Below are 18,194 nucleotides of genomic sequence, written 5' to 3' on the forward strand. Positions count from 1 at the left end.
GAGGAGCTCGAAACCATGAATGCTGCCGGAGCAGCCGGAAGGACCCATACTGCGGAACGGGCGGAGAACCGCCGGTGGCTCCGCGAGCAGATGAATCCCTACTTCTTCATTGCCATGAAGGACGAGCCCGAGGCCCTGGCCGTCCTGACCCGCGAACTGGGCATGTTGCGGCGCAACAAGCGCCTGATCCTGGCCGACCGGGACAAGGCCTTGATCGTTGCCATGGTCAATCAGCCGGGCACCCTGTACGAGACCCTGCGCCGGATCCAGGAGCGGGAGATATCCTACGCCATGATCGCCCACTCGGACGACCCGATCCCCGGGCTCGACCAGAACCTGGAGATCCAGCGCTTCGAGTTCGACCGCAAGACCAACGATGACATCCTCGCCGGCAGGGACGTGCAGGTGCCGTTGGGCATTCGGCGCACGGTGGCGGCTGCGGTGCGGAAATACTACCCCGACTTCGACCTGGCCGATCTGGACCGGCTGCTCCGCATCCTCTGGCTCAACAACGAAAACTATGTCCGCATCTCCCCCCCCCGCCGGGTGGCCCAAGTGCTGCGGCTTCACCAGGAAGGTAACCGTTGCGGCGGCCTCTACCTGGACGTGGAGGAGATGGAGAACGGTACGGCCGGCAACGAATCGCGGGTCTTCTTTGCCGTGGGGAACCCCCCCCAGAAGGATTTCCTCCTCCAGGTGATGGAGGTTTTCAACCGGCTCGAACTGGGCGTGAACCGCGCCTATTGCCTGACCATCTCCAACGGCATCCATCCCTATTTTCTCGGGACGTTCTATGTGCGGCGGCGTGACGGGGAAGTGCTGCAGCGGGGGTCCGAACTCTTCAGCCGGCTCCAACGTGAACTGTCCAATACCCAACTCCTGGCTACCCGCTCCCATGCCTATCACGAGTTCGTGACCACCGGGCTTATGAGCGGCGAGGACGCAACCCTCACCAATGCCTTCATTGCCTTCTGCCATTCCAACCTGGCCCACAACCAGCCCGACCGCTTCGGTCTTGACGACGTGCGCGGCGCATTCCTGGCCCACCCCGAGATCGCGCTGCAGCTGGCTAAGCTCTTCCGGGCCCGTTTCGATCCGGCCGTGGCGGACCGGGCCGCGCTCTACGAGCGGGTTCTGGCCGAAACCCGGCGCGAGGTGGCGGAGTACAACACCGGCCACCGCCACCTGGACGAGGTGCGCAGGACCATCTTTCACTGTTGCCTCACCTTCATCACCCGCACCCTGAAGACCAATTTCTTCGTGCTGGAGAAACAGGCCCTGGCCTTCCGGCTCGATCCCGCCTACCTGACCGAGCTGGGCACCGATTTCACCGCCGATCTGCCCCCGGCCATGCCCTTCCGGGTCACTTTCTTCTTCAGCCGCTTCGGGTTCGGCTACCACATCGGCTTCTCCGACATCGCCCGGGGAGGGTGGCGCACTGTCATCTGCCGCTCCCCCGACGACCTGGTCATCAACGCCAACACCCTGTTCCGGGAGAACTTCGTCCTGGCCCACACTCAGCACCTGAAAAACAAGGATATCTACGAGGGAGGCTCGAAGCTTGTGGTGGCCCTGGACGTCTCGGACCTGAAGGCGCAGGACCGGCCCCTGGAGACCTGGCGCCTCTACAAGCTCCAGTACGGCATCACCGGCGCCTTCCTGGACATTTTCGCCACCGACAACGGCGTGGCCCGGCATCCGGCCGTGGTGGACTACTACCGGGAGGACGAGCCCATCGAGCTGGGTCCCGACGAGAACATGCACGACAACATGATCGAGACCATCGCCTGGATGTCGAAGCGGCGCGGCTATATGCTGGGCATCGGGATTATGTCCAGCAAGCGGGTGGGGATCAACCACAAGGAGTACGGCGTCACCTCCACCGGCGTGGTGGCGTTCGCCGAGATCACGATGGCGGAGCTGGGCATCGACATCCGCCGGGATCCGTTCACCGTCAAGTTCACCGGCGGTCCCAACGGCGACGTGGCAGGGAACGCCCTGCGGATCATGCTGGAGCGCTGCCCCAAGGTGAATGTCGGCCTGATCCTCGACGGTACGGCGGCTCTGTGCGACCCTGAGGGCGCGGATCACGGCGAGCTTGGCCGCATCCTGCTGAAGGAGGACCTGGATGCCTTTGATCCGGCGGCGCTCCATCCGGGCGGGTTCATGCTGTTCCGCACCGGCAGCCGGCGCGAGGGGCTGCGGGAGCTTTTCCGGCGCGTGATCAAGACCGATGCGGGGCTTGTGGAGGAGTGGATATCACTGGACGAATTCTCCAAGGAGTTCGGTGAGCTGGTTTTCAACGTGCCGGCGGATCTCTTCATCCCTGCCGGCGGGCGCCCGGAAACCATCGACAAGGACAACTGGGACCAGTTTCTCCTGCCTGACGGCACCCCATCGGCCCGGGCCATCGTTGAGGGGGCCAACTCCTTCATTACCCCGGCGGCCCGCGTGGAGCTCCAGAAGAAGGGGATCATCGTCATGCGCGACGCCTCGGCCAATAAGTGCGGCGTCATCTCTTCATCCTATGAGATCATTGCCAACCTGCTCCTGACGGAGAAGGAGTTCATGGAGCACAAGGAGCGGTACGTGGCCGACGTGCTCCGGATTCTGGAAAAGCGGGCCGGCGACGAGGCCCGGCTGATCCTGAAGCGCCGCCGGGAGCAGCCGGGAACCCTGTGCACCGAGATATCGGACTCCCTGAGCACCGAGATCAACGCCAATTACGCCCGGCTCTTCAGATTCTTCCAGGCCCGCCCCGAGCTCTGCCTGCAGCCCCTCTACCGCCGGGCGATCCTGGCTCACCTGCCGAAGATCATTGTCGAGGAGCCCCGTTTCCGCCGCCGCCTCGCCCAACTGCCCCAGAAGTACCTGTCTGCCATTCTCGCCGCGGAGATCGGCTCGTCCATGGTCTATCGCGGCGACCGGGAGGCCGAGTTCGAGGACATGATCAAGCTCCACCTGATGCGCAGTTTTTCGGCTGCATAGGCTTTCGATTGGTAAAGGAGAATCAGCCATGTACCTGGCACGAGACAAGAACAACGACCTGTATCTTTTCGATGACCTTCCCATCAGGGGGGCCGAGTGCTGGTGGGCCGAAAAGGGGGTCGACGGCACCTACCTGCGGCTCAATCCGGCACTCTACCCAGAGGTGACATGGGATAAGGAGCCACTGCCCGTGCGGCTCATGGTGATGGAAGGGGAGTGATTCAGAAAAACGTTACAGCTTCTGCAGGGTGGGAATCATGTTCGAAACGGGGAATTTCGAGGAAATTGGAACAATGATGCCCCCTTGCGTAAGGATGGGAGGAGCCAGTGAACATCTATCTTGCATCGCCCCTCGGTTTCAGTCCCGAAACGACGTCCTACCTTGAAAAGGTCAAAGATAAGCTCAGATCTCTGGGACACGATGTGTTCGACCCCTGGGAGCAGGACCACTATGCCGTGCGCATCGATCAGGCATTACGGATAGAGAGCTTCTCCGCCCGGGTGGAAGAGTTCAGGGCAATTGCGTCGGGGATTGGGGAGATAAACGAAAACGGCATCATGGCGTGCGACGGACTGCTGGCGATACTGGACGGTGCCGAAGTCGACTCGGGAACTGCCGGCGAGGTGGGATTCGCTTCGGCCCTGGGCAGGAAGTGTTACGGTTTAAGGACGGATAGTAGGGACTGCGGGGACTTTGTCGGCATCCCCATCAACCTGCAGATCCTCCGTTTCATCGAGCGGAGCGGCGGGTGTCTGTTCAGGCGTATTGACGATATTCGCCTGTGAGGCTGTCGCCTGTCTGATCCCTGCCTGCCGTCAGCGCAAGGTCGTCCGCCTGTCCGGAGAGTGAATCGACCGCGGGATCTTCGACTACCTTCAGTACGGCTTGGGCAACAGCATCCTCACAACGCCCCCTGAGGGGACATCCGTGAAACCCGGAGGAATGAGCATGTTGAAGGACATTGCCAAAGATCATGCCGGTGAAGCGACCTTTGAACTATTCCCCCGGGATGCCCACAACGAAACCCTCGCCTCCAATGTACACCCCTCCGGGTGGGTCAACCCCGAACCAACCGGACGCTACAACCTTGTGGTGATCGGCGCCGGCACCGCCGGACTCGTGACAGCCGCCGGCGCCGCCGGATTGGGAGCTAAGGTTGCCCTCATCGAGCGCCACTTCATGGGGGGGGACTGCCTCAATGTCGGCTGCGTCCCGTCCAAGGGAATCATTCGGGCCTCCCGCGTAATCCACGACGCCAGGGCCGCCCGGGATTTCGGCGTTAGCGGCACGGAAGGGGTGAGCATTGACTTCGGCGCCGCCATGGAGAGAATGAGGCGCATCCGCGCCGGGATCAGCCACCACGACTCGGCGCAGCGATTCCGCGACGAATTGGGGGTTGACGTTTTCATGGGTCACGGGCGCTTCACGGGGTCCGATTCAGTGGAGGTGGAGGGGAAACGGCTCTACTTCGAACGGGCGGCCATCTGCACGGGAGCACGGGCCGCGGCGCTCCCGATTCCCGGCCTGGCCGAGGCGGGATACCTTACCAACGAAACCGTCTTCTCTCTCACCGAGCTCCCTCCGCGGCTGGCGGTCATCGGCGCCGGCCCCATCGGCTGCGAACTGGCCCAGGCGTTTGCCCGGCTCGGCAGCCGGGTCACGCTCCTGGAGATGGCCCCGCAGATCCTCGGCCGCGAAGACCGTGACGCCGCCGATATCCTCCACAGGGTCTTCGTGCGCGAGGGGGTGGATCTGCGGGTTGGCATCCGGATTGACGGCGTTGTCCGGCACGGCGCCGACAAAGTGATATCCGTCCAGGGGGATGGGGGTGCGACTTCCGTTGTCGTGGACGAAACCCTTGTCGGGGTGGGGCGCGTCCCCAATCTTGAGGGTCTCGACCTGGAGGCTGCGGGAATCGCATATGACCCCAAACTGGGTGTAACGGTGGACGAACGGCTCCGCACCTCAAGTCACCGCGTCTACGCCGCAGGAGACATCTGTTTTCCTTACAAGTTCACGCACACCGCCGACGCCCTGGCGCGAATCCTCATCGCCAACGCCCTGTTCATGGGACGGCAGAAGACAACGTCATTGACCATCCCGTGGTGCACGTACACCGATCCGGAGGTGGCCCACGTGGGGATGTACGAAAAAGATGCCGCCGAAAGGGGGATCGAGGTGACGACCTTGACCGTCTCCCTCGCCGACGTTGACCGGGCCTTGCTGGACGGTGAAACTGAAGGGTTCGCCCGGGTTCACCTGAAAAAGGGAACCGACCGCATCCTTGGCGCCACCATTGTGGCCCGCCATGCCGGTGAAATGATAAATGAGCTTTCGCTGGCCATGACTAATGGCCTGGGCCTCTCGGCCATCGGCAGAACCATCCACCCTTATCCGACCCAGGCTGAAGTGATCAGGAAGCTGGCCGATGCCTATAACCGGTCCAGATTGACACCATTCGTAAAAAAAATGCTCACCGCCTGGCTCTCCTGGAACAGGTAGGCAAGAACCGGGCAGGACCGGTGCTGGAAACCCGGAAAATTTATTTGCTCGCGAGGGATTGGAAAAAGTCTCTTGACAATTTCGCTCGGAATTGTCTAGCATGGGTTCAACGTAAAGGGGAGTAGTTATCGGCACCAGAAAATGCCGACCCGGTTTCGTCATTACGGTCGAAGGACCCGGAACCGGGGCAGATATCTGCCAACAAGACCTTTATCCAGGCATATGCCGGGGGTAAAGGTCTTTTTTATTACCCCCGGCGACAGCAAATCGTCGGAGGTAATGGCAATGAACAGGCTCACGACAACCCTTCTCCTCTCCCTGCTGACTGTTCTCATGGTCCTCATGGGAAGTGCCCTGGGTGGCAAGTCCGGTATGATCGCGGCTTTTGTCATAGCCCTTGGCATGAACTTCTTCTCCTACTGGTTTTCCGACAAGATCGTCCTCAAGGAGTACCTGGCGGACGAAACCGGCGCAAGGATCTGCGGCAGATCGCTGGAACTGGCCAATGCCCTGTGCAAACTCCATGTCGCATCCCACAGCATACCCATGCAGGAGGCCAGACCGGCCTCAGCACACATGTTCATCGTTAATCCACTGACCGGGGGCAGCCTCCTCTCCCTCTTCTCGACCCATCCACCGATGGAGGAGCGGATTGCCCGGCTCGAAGTGATGTCCAGGACATCCACCTGAATCCGTAACGGCTGGCGCCCCGACGGAGCGACTGTGCCCGAGCGCCTGCCGCTGTAGGCGAAATGGAGCGGCAACCGGCCTGATTGTCTGAACCCGCCAGGGTGAGTTTCAGGCCGGTAGCAAAGTGAGCCGTACAGCGGCGATGCGAGAGGCACGTGGAGCGAAGCGGGTCGGAAGTGGTCACGGATTCAGAACCCAGGTAACCAAAGAAAGGAGAACAGCACCATGAAGTGTCCCGTCTGCACCACCGTCAATCTGGTAATGTCTGAACGCCAGGGAATCGAGATCGATTACTGCCCCGAATGCCGGGGGGTATGGCTTGACCGGGGCGAACTCGACAAGATCATCGAGCGAACCCAGGCAAAGGAGACAGCCGCAACCCAATCGCCACAACCGGCCGCGCAACCGGCATATGCCCCGCAGCAGACAGGGCAGGCGCCGGCAGGCTACGGCTACAGCCACGGCCACAAACCGTACCGGAAGAAATCGTTTCTGGAAGAACTGTTTGACTGAAATCAGCGCGAAAGACCCAGCGGGAGCGATCCCCGGTGGTTTAAAGCCAACTCTGCCAACACTATAGCGAAAGGAGACGCTCATGCCCTACATCAGAAAAGATTGCAGCAATAAAGAGAAAAAAGCACGCCGTACCTTGGGTAATCGGCTCGACAACGTGATTTCCATAAGAATCAGCGACCAGGAAAAACGCAATCTTGAGCGCCTCATCAAGCGCTCTTCCAAAAGTGTTTCAGAGGTCATGCGGGAGGCGCTGGAACTCTGGTCGTACAAGCAGCGTGCTCTGTTCAGCGAGTAACAGGCGGATTACGCCTAAAGTCCGGTCAGGAAGTCCGGCCGGTGTCCATCCGACAGCCCCGGATGGACACCGGCCCGTTGCCCGGGCAACCATCCAACTGGTTCGTGCATCGATGGTCGCACGGGGGGGGGGCACAGGGTGCCCCGCACACGCAGTTTCGCAGTTTTCGCCGCCAGGCATACATGAATCTGTCAGGATGAAAACGAACAGCCCTCAGAAACGGGAAAGGTAATTACAATGACAACATCAACGATATTATGGGGAGGGTTCATACTGCTGGTGGTCATTATGCTGGCCGTTGATCTCGGGATGAACCGCAAGAGTCACAGGGTATCCTTCAAGGAAGCCCTCGGCTGGAGCATTCTCTGGGTCGGCCTGGCACTGGCCTTCAATGTGGGGATTTACTTCGTTCAGGGCCAGCAGAAGGCCCTGGAGTTCCTGACCGGCTACCTGATTGAAAAATCCCTGTCCGTTGACAACCTGTTCGTGTTCATCATGATATTCACGGTCTTCGGGGTGCGCGGCGAACTGCAGGCCCGGGTGCTGAAGTGGGGTATCCTGGGTGCCCTGATAATGCGGGTAGTTTTTATCTTTCTCGGGGCTGAACTGCTGGAGCGTTTCCAGTGGCTTTTCTACATCTTCGGTGCGGTGCTGATCTATACAGCCGCCAAGATGGCATTTGGCGCCAGCGAGGAAATGGATCCGGACAAGAATCTCATGGTGAGGTTGGCGCGCAAGGTCCTGCCCATGACCCGGAAGATCCGTGGCGACTGGTTTTTCACCCGCCGATTGGGCCTCTGGGTCGCCAGCCCGCTTTTCATGGTTCTTCTCGTGGTTGAGAGCAGCGACCTGGTCTTTGCGCTCGATTCGATACCGGCCATCTTTGCCATCACCCTTGACCCCTTTATCGTTCTCACGTCCAACGTGTTTGCCATCATGGGGCTACGGGCCTTGTATTTCCTGCTGGCAGAAGTAATTGGACTGTTTGCCTATTTGAAGTACGGGATATCATTCATTCTGGCTTTTGTCGGCATAAAGATGATCCTGATCATGCTCGGAGTGCATATCCCCATTGCCATATCCCTGGGGGTTATCGTCTTGAGTCTGGTAGTTGCCATAGGATTGTCTCTGCTGGCCAACCGCATGGGGTATGCCGACGGAGTCTCCGGGGAGATCCCATAGTCACGCAGGTCGATAAGGGAACAATTTTCGCTGCATGGCAGAATCCTTTGCTAACATCTATTGTCACTGGTGTTAGAGGCCAATACTTACCTTTTCCTCGCTTCTGCGGACATGCCGTGGATGTTGTGAGAGATCGGTTTGGGGACTTCACGGTGACGTTCGGTAATATCCTGCTGATACTCTTGATTGCCTTGGGTTGAGGGAGCCGTCAGGAATGAAAATAGCAATCGAGGAGTATTCAGCTGTCTGAGCAGGAGTGGCCATCGGGAGACCAGTACACCGCAGCCAAATATGGCTTCATTAAGGAAGCACTCTCGCGTGGCCGGATCGCAGGTGCTGGAGTTACCGGCAGGGTTGTCTACCAGGTCTCCTCGGTGCCGCTGGCACCCGGCGCCTGGTTGCGGCCCTACTACCTGCAGCGCTATGGAGCGATGATCAAGGCGGCCATGGAGGCCCTTGCCTCCGGTGAAATAGCGCTTCTCGCCCATTGTCAGAAGGAGGCATGGCTGCTCCTGGAGATGCCGCAGGAGATCCCGTCTTTGAAGCCCGAACAGCTCAAGATGATGATCGTGCTTGAAGCCCTTTTCGAGCAGGTGCGGCATGAGAAGGCCCCCACGCTGCCGAGCCGCCTGGCGAGCATATTCACCTGGCCGGTGCCGGAGGTGGCGCAGCGCGTCAGGGAGGCCTATTCCCCCGGGGGGGCATTCACCGCTGCGTGATCCGGTCCGGCTCTGCCCTCGAATTCGACGGCGCCCTGCTGCCGCCGGGGATCAACCTCGACCTGGCCTGCCCGCTTGCCATGGCCGAAGAGGTGAGGCGTGTCCGGCAGCGGGCGGAACGCTACTGGCGCCGCGCCCATGAACCGGAGTTCCCTGAGCTGCTGGTGCAAGGGACCGTGGAAGTGGTCGGGCGGGAGGGCTGACGTCCGGCCACACAACTAATAGTGGGTACGCGAACGTGCGGTGGGAGACTGGAATGATGGATGTCATCTATTATGTCGCAGCAAGCCTGGACGGCTACATTGCCACACCGGACGGAGGCGTTGCCTGGCTGGTTGGAGGCGGCGTTCTTGCGGCGTCATTCCTTCAGCGGCGATTGGTCAGCGAGTACATCGTTTCCGTCGTCCCGATCATCCTGGGAGGGGGGATCCCGATGATTTCACCCAACGGTATCCGGGAGTCACTGACGCTGCTGGAAACCAGGGTCTGCACCGGTGGTATTATGCAGGTCCGATACCGCTCGGAAGGGCACTGATCCTTCGATTGCCGCTGTTTGGGCAACATTGGGATCTTTCGTCGTCAGGCGTCGGGACGACCTGGTGAGCAGCTTTGGCATTGATTGCCCTTCGTCACGATGGGGGTGAGGGGAACAATTTCTTGAAGATACGGCTGTTCCTGATAATATCCTTCGCTTTGAGCTGGGGTATGACCTGGATCTATTTCGGGCTGGGAGGAAGAGTCTCCCAACCGCTTTTCTACGTCATATCGGTAGCTGTCATGTTTACACCGTTCCTGGCGGCTCTCATCGTGCAACGACTTGTCTGCCGGCAGCCATTTTGACCGGCGGCGACAGCCTGACTACCGGCATCCTCGGAATCCCGGGAATTGGCGTCTGGCAGTCCTGAATGTCAGCCTGTATTTCTTTATATGCAAAAAAGGCGTTTCCGCATGACCGAAACCTTTCCCCAGCAACTCATCGAGACATTAGTAGCCCGGGAGATCGCTGATGCGACACCCGTCGCGCTCAGTCTGGTCACACGAGAACAAAACTGCTCGACGAAGGTCAACTGCACGCCCGGTGATCCACCGCTCTTTCTCGCCTACAGTTGTACTAAGACGATCATCGCCACGCTGATCCTGATGCTCTGTGAAGAGAAGCGCTTCAGTCTGGAGTCGTATCTGTCCCGCTGGTTCCCGGAGATGCCGATGGCTTCGGCCATTACCGTCCGGCATCTGCTCGAGCATACCTCCGGCCTGCCCGATTACGGCGGGCTTGCAGACTACCACCGGGACGTACGGTGTTCACCCTCTCGACCGTGGAGCGATGCGGAATTTCTGGAACGAACCCTCGCACAGGGAATGCTGTTCGCGCCGGGTGAAGGCTGGGCCTATTCCAATATCGGCTATCTCCTGCTTAAGCAGGTCATCATTCACGAACTCGGGCAGCCATTCGCATCAGTGGTGGCAACGAGGGTTTGCTCGCCATTTGGGCTCAAGCGGAGCTTTGTTCCCGTATCGGTGGCAGATCTTTCGATCTTGCAGCCGGCATTCTCCGCGCTCCTCGCTGAGAGCGGACAATCAACCGTTCCCGGAGTCTACCATCCCGGCTGGGTTTCCCACGGGGTTCTCGCCTCCACCCCTGCCGAACTGGCCTCATTTTACCATCTCTTGTTCACGGGTGAGGTACTCTCGCCCCAGTCGCTTTCAGCGATGACGTCTCTTATCCCCGTGCCGACGGCCCCGCCCCGGTATCGCACCCCCTGCTACGGACTCGGCATCATGGCTGATACGGCGTCACCTTTTGGAATTGTCCAGGGGCACAACGGTGGTGGTCCTGGATACCAGGCAAGCGTCTTCCATCTTCGCGCTCCGGAAGACAGGACAATGACCGTCTGTGCTATGTGCGCCAGCGAGTGCCCCGGTCTGGCGGAACGCCTTGTCTTCGGGGTCATTGCTGAACTGGCGGGGCGTCGGGCAAGATGACAGCTGCGTGTGCGTGACAAGATTCTGTGATATCCAGAAAGGGGGCATCGTGAAACGACTGCAAGGCAAGATTGCGCTGGTCACCGGCGCGGCAAGGGGGATAGGGGAGGCGATTGCCCGTGCCTTCGCAACCGCCGGGGCGTTTGTCTATCTGACCGACATCAATGATGCACAGGGAGCGGTCGTAGCCGGACAAATGGGAGCGGAAGCGGCCTATCGCCGCCTGGATGTCCGGGAGGAGGCTGACTGGCAGTGTGTCACCACGGAGATTACCGGCCGGCATGGCAGGCTCGATATCGTAGTCAACAACGCGGGGATAACCGGCTTTGAGGACGGAATGGTCGCGCACGACCCTGAGCATGCCAGTTTGGACAGTTGGCATGCAGTACATCGGACCAATCTCGACGGTGTCTTTCTGGGATGCAAATATGCCATCCAGGCAATGCGCAGAACGGGCACCGGGTCGATCATCAATATTTCGTCGCGTTCCGGGTTGGTCGGCATACCCGCCGCTGCCGCCTATGCGTCGTCCAAGGCTGCCGTACGGAACCACACCAAGACGGTGGCTCTCTATTGCGCGGACCAGGGCCTTGCCATTCGCTGCAACTCTCTGCACCCTGCCGCAATTCTCACCCCCATGTGGGAACCGCTCATTGGGCCGCCGGGGGCGGAACGGGAGCAACGGATGAAGGAATTCGTTTGGGATACGCCGCTCAGGAGATTCGGTACTCCGGAGGAGGTTGCCGCAGTGGCTCTCCTGTTGGCCTCGGACGAGGCCACATACATGACCGGCAGCGAAATAACTATTGACGGAGGAATCCTTGCCGGTTCGGTGGCAAGGCCGAGTGTAGATTAGCCCGTTACCTGGTATCGCGAAGATGTTTTATTGTTTGGTTGGCCAGTTTCGCCTCGACAGACTGGAGTATTCAACATGCTTTCCCCTGTTTCTGGGGACACACCCTTTAAGGACTGACCAAACGTTCGGGATGGGAGTGACATGTTTAGTTGTTTCTAAGTGGTAAATCTCTGCGAGCTTCATGTATACCCAAGTAGAAGAGGGGGATGCTATGTCCGCTTGCCCCAAATGCAATTCCGGTAATGTGCAGACCTTCAAAATGGCTTGTGTTGATGGCAGCTAAGCATGGGCACAGGCATGACAAAACCGTGCAGAAATAGCTTGGAGAGTGGGTGTTTTGTTGAGGGTGTGGTTTAAGGGGTAGGTTTTAACTGATTGATATTAAAATAAAAAACCAGCCAAGTTTCTTTGCTTGGCTGGTGGTGTTTTCTGGTGGGCGCTACTGGGATTGAACCAGTGACCCCTGCCGTGTGAAGGCAGTGCTCTCCCGCTGAGCTAAGCGCCCGTCAAAAAGTAGAAGTGAGTTAATACCAAATGCCGTCAATGATGTCAAGGGCTGATTTCTGTGGGCAGTGAGGGGCGGCAACCGACCCAGTCAATGACGGCGTGGTTTCACTGTCGCTAAAAACCCGTTATACTTCCATGAATACGGCTTGACAGCGCGCTGAGGCTGTTGTTATAGTCCGTGCCTGTTCTTTATTGAGAATAAAACGGGAGGCGGTTTTGATGGACGGCTTGGCTGCTCTGCCATGATGGTGGCGGATTACGACCCGGATGTCCGGCCTCCGCAGGAATGAACCCAATGAAGCTCGACCAGGGATGCATCCAGGTGTATACCGGCAACGGCAAGGGCAAGACCACTGCTGCATTGGGGCTTGCCTTCCGGGCGGCGGGACGAGGATTTCAGGTTCTCGTCATCCAGTTCATGAAGGGAGGGGGCCCCTACGGCGAGCACGAGGCGGCCAAGCGTCTGGCCCCGGAGCTGACCATTATCGCTACCGGCCGGCCGGGCTGGGTGAATCGTGAGAACCCTGACCCTGAAGATGTGCGTCTTGCCCGCGTGGCGTTCGAGATGGCCCGCGAGGCGCTGACCGGGGAGCGCTACGATCTGGTGATCCTCGACGAAATCAACGGCGCCGTCTCGTTCGGCCTCATCCCTGTTGATGACGTTCTGGAGCTGATGACCCTGAAGCCGCCCCGGGTGGAACTGGTCCTCACGGGACGCAATGCCGATGAACGGGTCATTGCCGCCGCCGACCTGGTCACCGAGATGCGTGAGATCAAGCACTATTACCGTGCCGGCGTGCCGGCGCGTACGGGAATCGAAAAATAAAGGAGAAGGTCATGACTGAAAGAACGCTGCGTATTCTCGTTGGCAAGCCGGGGCTCGACGGCCATGACAGGGGTGCCAAGGTGGTGGCCCGTGCCTTCCGTGATGCCGGTTTCGAGGTGATCTATACCGGCCTCCACCAGACGCCGGAGCAGATCGCATCCTCGGCCATCCAGGAAGATGTGGACGCCGTGGGGCTCTCGATCCTCTCTGGCGCCCACAATTCGCTTTTGCCGCGCGTCTGCCAGCTCCTCAAGGAGAAGGGTGCCGACGATATCATCGTGTTCGGCGGCGGCGTGATCCCCGAAGACGATATTCCCGGATTGAAAGGGGCGGGTGTCTGCGAGGTCTTCACCCCCGGTACCTCTACGGAGGATATCGTCAAGTGGGTGCGGGAGAACGTGGCCCCGCGGGCGTAACCACCCTCGATTACCGGCGTCGTGGCCGACCTGCCGGGTTCTGCCGTGCTGCCGATATTGATTGATTTTCTGGAAGGAACCTGACGATGTCCCTGGCTTCTCGGATACTCGACGGTGAGTTGCGTGCCGCGGCCCGACTCATGCGCAACCTGGATGACGGTTTCCGGAGTGCCGTCGATGACATGAAGGAACTCTATCCCCATACGGGACGTGCGTTCATTCTCGGCATCACCGGTCCTCCGGGAGCCGGCAAGTCGACGCTGGTGGACCAGCTTACCGCAGCATACCGTGAGCAGGGGAAACGGGTTGGGGTCGTGGCGATCGACCCCACGAGCCCTTTCACGGGGGGCGCCATCCTGGGAGACCGGATCAGGATGAACCGGCATGCCGACGACCCGGGTGTCTTCATCCGCAGTCTCGCCACCCGTGGCCACATGGGGGGGCTCTCCCGCTCCACCGCCGACGTGGTGAACGTCATGGACGCCATGGGGATGGAGGTCGTCATTATCGAAACCGTGGGGGTGGGGCAGGATGAAATCGATATCGTCCGGCTGGCCCACACGACGGTGGTGGTGTCGGTGCCCGGGCTCGGCGACGATATCCAGGCGATCAAGGCCGGGGTCTTGGAGATCGGCGACGTGTTCGTGGTGAATAAAGCCGACCGGGACGGCGCGGACCGGACCGCCCGGGAGCTGGCGGCTATGCTTGAAATGAAGAAGACCGCGCCGGGCGACTGGCTGCCCAAGGTTATGATGACTGAGGCGAGCCGCAATCGGGGAATCGCCGAACTGGTAGATGAAATAGCGCTTCACCGCTCATGGCTGGCAGATTCGGGAACACTGGAGCGCATCCGCCAGGAGCGGTCCGTTCGCCATTTCGAGGAGTTGCTTCGGGAGAGGCTCTTTGCGGAAGTTTTCGGCCATATCCGGGTGAACGGCCGTTACCGGGAGATTGTGGAGGCCATGGCATCCCGTCGCACCGACCCCTACAGCGCCGTGGAAACCGTGATCTCGGAGCGCTTCGGAGCCCTACGCCAAGAATCTTGACCCAGTGTGCCAATCATGCTAGTTTCACGCAAAAATTCAATGGGGCGACAGCCCCTTTCTTTTTTCCCGGGACCTACCATGATCCGCAGATTGGCTGTTGTCATCGCAATCATCATCCTCGCCGCCATTGTTGTGCACGAGCCGGACATCACGGCCGAGCCGGCGGCTTCTCCTCTGGATCCGGCCAAGGAGGACCTGTCGCGGGTGGACTATCCGAGCCAACGAGATTTGGATTGGTATCCCCGCTTCATCAGGCCCAACGACTCGCTTGAGTCGCTCTTCGGCGACGATTGGGTCTACATCGCCCGCTTCAACCGTATCGACCGTCGTCACACCTATCCCGGCATGACCATCAAGGTGCCGCGGGACATGGCGGTAGCCCGCGCGTATTCGCCGCTGCCGAAGGAGTACGAGCCGGCCAAGCGCTATGCAAAATTTATTCTGATAAGCCTCACCGAGCAGTGGATCGGGGCCTATGAGCGGGGAACGCTGAAGTTTTCCATGCCGGCGGCAACCGGCAAAAAGGGAAACGAAACTCCGACGGGGCTTTTCCGGATTGATGCCCGGGATCGCACCCACACCTCATCGCTTTACCAGACTGATGACAAGTCAGCCCAGTATCCCATGGACTACGCCATGCGGTTTTTCATCGACAAGCAGAACGTCGGGTACTGGATTCATGCCCGCGACCTGCCCGGAAAACCGGCCTCCCACGGCTGCGTGGGGCTTTTCGACGAGCCCATGCAGAACCGGATGTACGGCATCCCCGCGCGACCCGTGCTGCATGATTCAAAGAAGCTGTATGATTGGGCCGTCGGCGAGGCCGATCATGGCCCCGACAGCGGCACTATTGAGCTTATCGATGGGGGGCCCGTCGTAGAGGTGATCGGCGAGAATCCGTTCTACCAGCCTGCTCCGCTGCGTCCCATGGTTGCTACGCGTTAGCCCGAGCAGCATTCAGTCCTTTACTTTTACCGAGGCTGCGGCACACTCTTTCCCATGGATGTTATTACCACCCACGTGAACGCCGATTTCGATTGCCTCGGCGCCATGGTCGCGGCCAGTAAACTCTACCCCGACGCCCTTATGGTCTTTTCCGGTTCCCAGGAAAAGAGCATGAGGGATCTCTTCCTCAAGACAACCGGCTACGCACTCCCCTTTACCCGGCTCAAGGATGTGGATTTTTCCGATATTACGCGACTGGTTCTTGTGGATTGCCAGCACACCTCCCGTATCGGCCGCTTTGCGGAGGTTGCGCGTCGACCCGGCGTCGAGGTCCATATCTACGACCACCATCCCGGCTCCAGCGGCGACATAAGGCCGAGCGGCGGAGAGATCCGCGATTGCGGCTCATCCACGACCATTCTGACCCGAAAGCTCATGGAGCGGGGCATCGTGGTGACCGCCGTCGAGGCTACCCTCATGATGCTGGGCATCTATGAAGATACGGGTAACCTGACCTTTCCCTCCACAACCCCCGACGACTATGCCGCAGCGTCCTGGCTCCTGGAGCGGGGAGCCAACCTGAATATCGTGTCGGATTTCGTCTCCCAGGAACTGACCGCCGAGCAGGTTGCGCTTCTCAATGATCTGCTGAAGTCCCTGCGCAGCACGCCGGTGAACGGGGTCGACATCGCCGTTGCCCATGCCACTCTCGACCACTATGTGGGCGACATTGCGGTTCTTGCCCACATGATGCGCGACATGCAGAACTTGGATGCGATCTTTCTCGTGGTTGGAATGGGGGAGAGGGTCTACTTGGTGGCGCGCAGCCGCATTGCCGAAGTCGATGCCGGCGCTGTCGCGCGCGCCTTTGGCGGGGGAGGGCATGCCACCGCGGCGGCTGCTACGGTAAGGGGCCAGACCGTGATTCAGGTCCTCGGCCGCCTCAACCTTCTCCTGCCCGAGTTGGTCAATCCGGTCAGAACCGCCGCGGACCTTATGTCGTCGCCGGTGATAACCCTGCCCTTTGCCACGACCATCGCCGAGGCCCGGGAGATCCTCACCCGCTACAACGTGAATGCCATGCCGGTCATGGACGGGGAGCGGATGGCGGGGATCATCTCGCGCCGGATCGTGGAAAAGGCTCTGTATCACGGCCTCGGCAATCTGTCCGTGGACGAATACATGCACACGGAGTTTATGCGGGCCGCTCCCGACACCCCGATCAGCGCTATCCAGGACTATATCGTCGGGCAGCATCGGCGGCTGGTGCCGGTATTCAGCGGTGAACGGCTCGCAGGGGTCATAACGCGGACCGACCTCCTGCGGTACATGTACACCGGCACGCAACGCAGCGCCGAACCGGTTTATGACCTGGGCAGCGAGAACCTGCCGGTGCGGCGACGCGAGGTGGTCCATCTCATGAACAAGCACCTGCCGCGCCCTGCGGTGGCCATACTGCGCGATCTGGGCAAGGTGGGGGACGAACTGGAGCTGCCCGTGTACGCAGTCGGCGGCTTTGTGCGGGACCTGCTTCTGGGCGCCGAGAACGACGATATCGACGTGTCGGTGGAGGGGGATGGCATCCTGTTCGCCGAGGCCGTTGCGACCCGCATGGGATGCCGCGTGAAAAGCCACGCCAAGTTCGGCACCGCGGTTATCGTCTTTCCCGACGGACTCAAGGTGGACGTGGCGAGCACACGGCTCGAATACTACGAAACGCCGGGCGCCCTGCCCACGGTGGAGCGTTCGTCGCTCAAGATGGACCTGTACCGGCGTGATTTCACCATCAATACCCTGGCGGTCAAGCTCAATGCCGAGGGGTTCGGCACCCTGATCGATTACTTCGGCGCCTACCGTGACCTGCGGGAAAAGACCATCCGGGTGCTCCACAATCTGTCCTTTGTCGAGGATCCGACCCGGGTGTTCCGGGCCATCCGCTTCGAACAGCGGCTTGGTTTCCCGATCTCGCGGCACACGGAAAATCTCATCAAGAATGCGGTGAAAATGGGATTTCTGGACAAGCTCGGGGGGAGGCGGTTGCTGAACGAGCTGGTGCTGATCCTGCGGGAGCGGGAGCCGGTCAAGGCCATTCTCCGGATGTCCGGCCTGGAGCTTCTCCACTTCATTCACCCGGACTTGGCCCTGACGCCCGATACCCTGCGGGTGTTGGACGAGGTCAAGAAGGTGATCACCTGGTTCGAGCTTCTCTACCTGGGGGAGAAGCTCGAGACGTGGGTGGTGTACTTCCTGGCGCTCACCTCAAGCCTGCCGGACGAGGGGTTCTGGGGAACCTGCACGCGGCTCTCCGTGTCAGAGCACTACCGGGAAAAGCTCATCGATATGAGAGTTCACGGCGAGCAGGTCCTGGAGGTCATGACCCGTAAGGCGGGACGGCGGGAGGAGGTGCGCCGCAGCGATATCTACTTCTGGCTGCGGGGGCTCTCTCCCGAGGTGCTGCTCTACATCATGGCAAAAACCCGGAGTGACGAGGTGAGACGCTACGTTTCCCTGTACGTGACCCGGTTGCGGGGCGTTGTTACCCACATAACCGGCAATGATCTCAAGGCCCTGGGGATTCCTTCTGGGCCGCGGTATCGGGATATCCTCGATCAGGTCCTCACCGCCCGCCTCAACGGTGAAGCGACAACCCGCGAAGACGAGATGCTCCTCGCCGGGCGCCTAGCGGCCCCGGCCTGACAAGCGCCGAAGCCCAACGCCGGCG

General features: G+C 60.1%; 18 protein-coding genes and 1 tRNA gene. 18 read left to right on the plus strand and 1 reads right to left on the minus strand.

The window, feature by feature from the left end; all coding sequences use genetic code 11:
- Positions 1-15: 15 nt before the first annotated feature.
- The 13 genes from AABA48_RS05050 to AABA48_RS05110 all read left to right on the plus strand — a co-directional run bounded on the left by AABA48_RS05050 (position 16) and on the right by AABA48_RS05110 (position 11,732).
- Positions 16-2,988 (plus strand): NAD-glutamate dehydrogenase domain-containing protein, encoded by a 2,973-nt coding sequence (locus AABA48_RS05050; protein WP_286349813.1) that lies wholly within the window; start codon positions 16-18, stop codon positions 2,986-2,988.
- Positions 2,989-3,016: 28 nt separating this feature from the next.
- Entirely contained in the window at positions 3,017-3,208 is a 192-nt protein-coding gene (locus AABA48_RS05055) for a hypothetical protein (RefSeq protein WP_286349812.1), read from the plus strand.
- A gap of 107 nt (positions 3,209-3,315) precedes the next feature.
- Positions 3,316-3,774: a nucleoside 2-deoxyribosyltransferase gene (locus AABA48_RS05060; RefSeq protein WP_286349811.1), complete on the plus strand. Its 459-nt coding sequence runs from the start codon at positions 3,316-3,318 to the stop codon at positions 3,772-3,774.
- 163 nt (positions 3,775-3,937) lie between these two features.
- The gene (locus AABA48_RS05065) at positions 3,938-5,491 is read left to right on the plus strand and encodes a mercuric reductase (protein WP_286349810.1); all 1,554 of its coding nucleotides are present in this window, start codon (positions 3,938-3,940) and stop codon (positions 5,489-5,491) included.
- 285 nt (positions 5,492-5,776) lie between these two features.
- The gene (locus AABA48_RS05070) at positions 5,777-6,181 is read left to right on the plus strand and encodes a M48 family metalloprotease (protein ID WP_286349809.1); all 405 of its coding nucleotides are present in this window, start codon (positions 5,777-5,779) and stop codon (positions 6,179-6,181) included.
- Positions 6,182-6,406: 225 nt separating this feature from the next.
- Positions 6,407-6,694, plus strand: a complete 288-nt coding sequence (locus tag AABA48_RS05075) for a TFIIB-type zinc ribbon-containing protein (protein WP_286349808.1) — start codon at positions 6,407-6,409, stop codon at positions 6,692-6,694.
- An 82-nt stretch (positions 6,695-6,776) separates the two neighbouring features.
- On the plus strand, positions 6,777-6,992 hold the full coding sequence (locus AABA48_RS05080; protein ID WP_286349807.1) for a ribbon-helix-helix protein, CopG family: 216 nt from the start codon (positions 6,777-6,779) through the stop codon (positions 6,990-6,992).
- A gap of 237 nt (positions 6,993-7,229) precedes the next feature.
- Complete coding sequence (locus AABA48_RS05085; protein ID WP_286349806.1) at positions 7,230-8,174, plus strand: TerC family protein; 945 nt, start codon at positions 7,230-7,232, stop codon at positions 8,172-8,174.
- A gap of 374 nt (positions 8,175-8,548) precedes the next feature.
- Positions 8,549-8,893, plus strand: a complete 345-nt coding sequence (locus tag AABA48_RS05090; protein WP_286349805.1) for a hypothetical protein — start codon at positions 8,549-8,551, stop codon at positions 8,891-8,893.
- A complete protein-coding gene (locus AABA48_RS05095) occupies positions 8,890-9,096 on the plus strand; it encodes a hypothetical protein (RefSeq protein WP_286349804.1) in 207 nt (68 codons plus the stop codon). The genes AABA48_RS05090 and AABA48_RS05095 overlap by 4 nt, the downstream gene beginning before the upstream one ends.
- A 53-nt stretch (positions 9,097-9,149) precedes the next feature.
- A complete protein-coding gene (locus AABA48_RS05100; protein ID WP_286349803.1) occupies positions 9,150-9,428 on the plus strand; it encodes a dihydrofolate reductase family protein in 279 nt (92 codons plus the stop codon).
- Between the two features lie 413 nt (positions 9,429-9,841).
- Positions 9,842-10,876, plus strand: coding sequence for a serine hydrolase domain-containing protein (locus AABA48_RS05105; RefSeq protein WP_286349802.1), 1,035 nt, complete (start codon positions 9,842-9,844; stop codon positions 10,874-10,876).
- A 49-nt stretch (positions 10,877-10,925) separates the two neighbouring features.
- Positions 10,926-11,732 (plus strand): SDR family oxidoreductase, encoded by an 807-nt coding sequence (locus AABA48_RS05110; RefSeq protein WP_286349801.1) that lies wholly within the window; start codon positions 10,926-10,928, stop codon positions 11,730-11,732.
- Positions 11,733-12,162: 430 nt separating this feature from the next.
- On the opposite strand, the gene AABA48_RS05115 is transcribed toward AABA48_RS05110, so the two are convergent.
- Positions 12,163-12,237: transfer RNA gene (locus tag AABA48_RS05115), tRNA-Val, on the minus strand.
- 297 nt (positions 12,238-12,534) lie between these two features.
- Here AABA48_RS05115 and cobO point away from each other — a divergent pair.
- The 5 genes from cobO (at position 12,535) to AABA48_RS05140 (ending at position 18,169) form a co-directional block, all read left to right on the plus strand.
- Entirely contained in the window at positions 12,535-13,065 is a 531-nt protein-coding gene (cobO, locus tag AABA48_RS05120; RefSeq protein ID WP_286349800.1) for a cob(I)yrinic acid a,c-diamide adenosyltransferase, read from the plus strand.
- Between the two features lie 11 nt (positions 13,066-13,076).
- Positions 13,077-13,481: a cobalamin B12-binding domain-containing protein gene (locus AABA48_RS05125; protein ID WP_039645009.1), complete on the plus strand. Its 405-nt coding sequence runs from the start codon at positions 13,077-13,079 to the stop codon at positions 13,479-13,481.
- Positions 13,482-13,567: 86 nt separating this feature from the next.
- On the plus strand, positions 13,568-14,527 hold the full coding sequence (gene meaB / locus AABA48_RS05130) for a methylmalonyl Co-A mutase-associated GTPase MeaB (protein ID WP_214303091.1): 960 nt from the start codon (positions 13,568-13,570) through the stop codon (positions 14,525-14,527).
- A 78-nt stretch (positions 14,528-14,605) separates the two neighbouring features.
- Positions 14,606-15,472 (plus strand): L,D-transpeptidase, encoded by an 867-nt coding sequence (locus AABA48_RS05135; RefSeq protein ID WP_286349799.1) that lies wholly within the window; start codon positions 14,606-14,608, stop codon positions 15,470-15,472.
- 54 nt (positions 15,473-15,526) lie between these two features.
- A complete protein-coding gene (locus AABA48_RS05140) occupies positions 15,527-18,169 on the plus strand; it encodes an A-adding tRNA nucleotidyltransferase (protein ID WP_286349798.1) in 2,643 nt (880 codons plus the stop codon).
- The last annotated feature ends 25 nt before the right edge of the window (positions 18,170-18,194 follow it).

It is taken from the genome of Geobacter sp. 60473, assembly GCF_036323535.1.
Lineage (GTDB): Bacteria > Desulfobacterota > Desulfuromonadia > Geobacterales > Geobacteraceae > Geobacter > Geobacter sulfurreducens.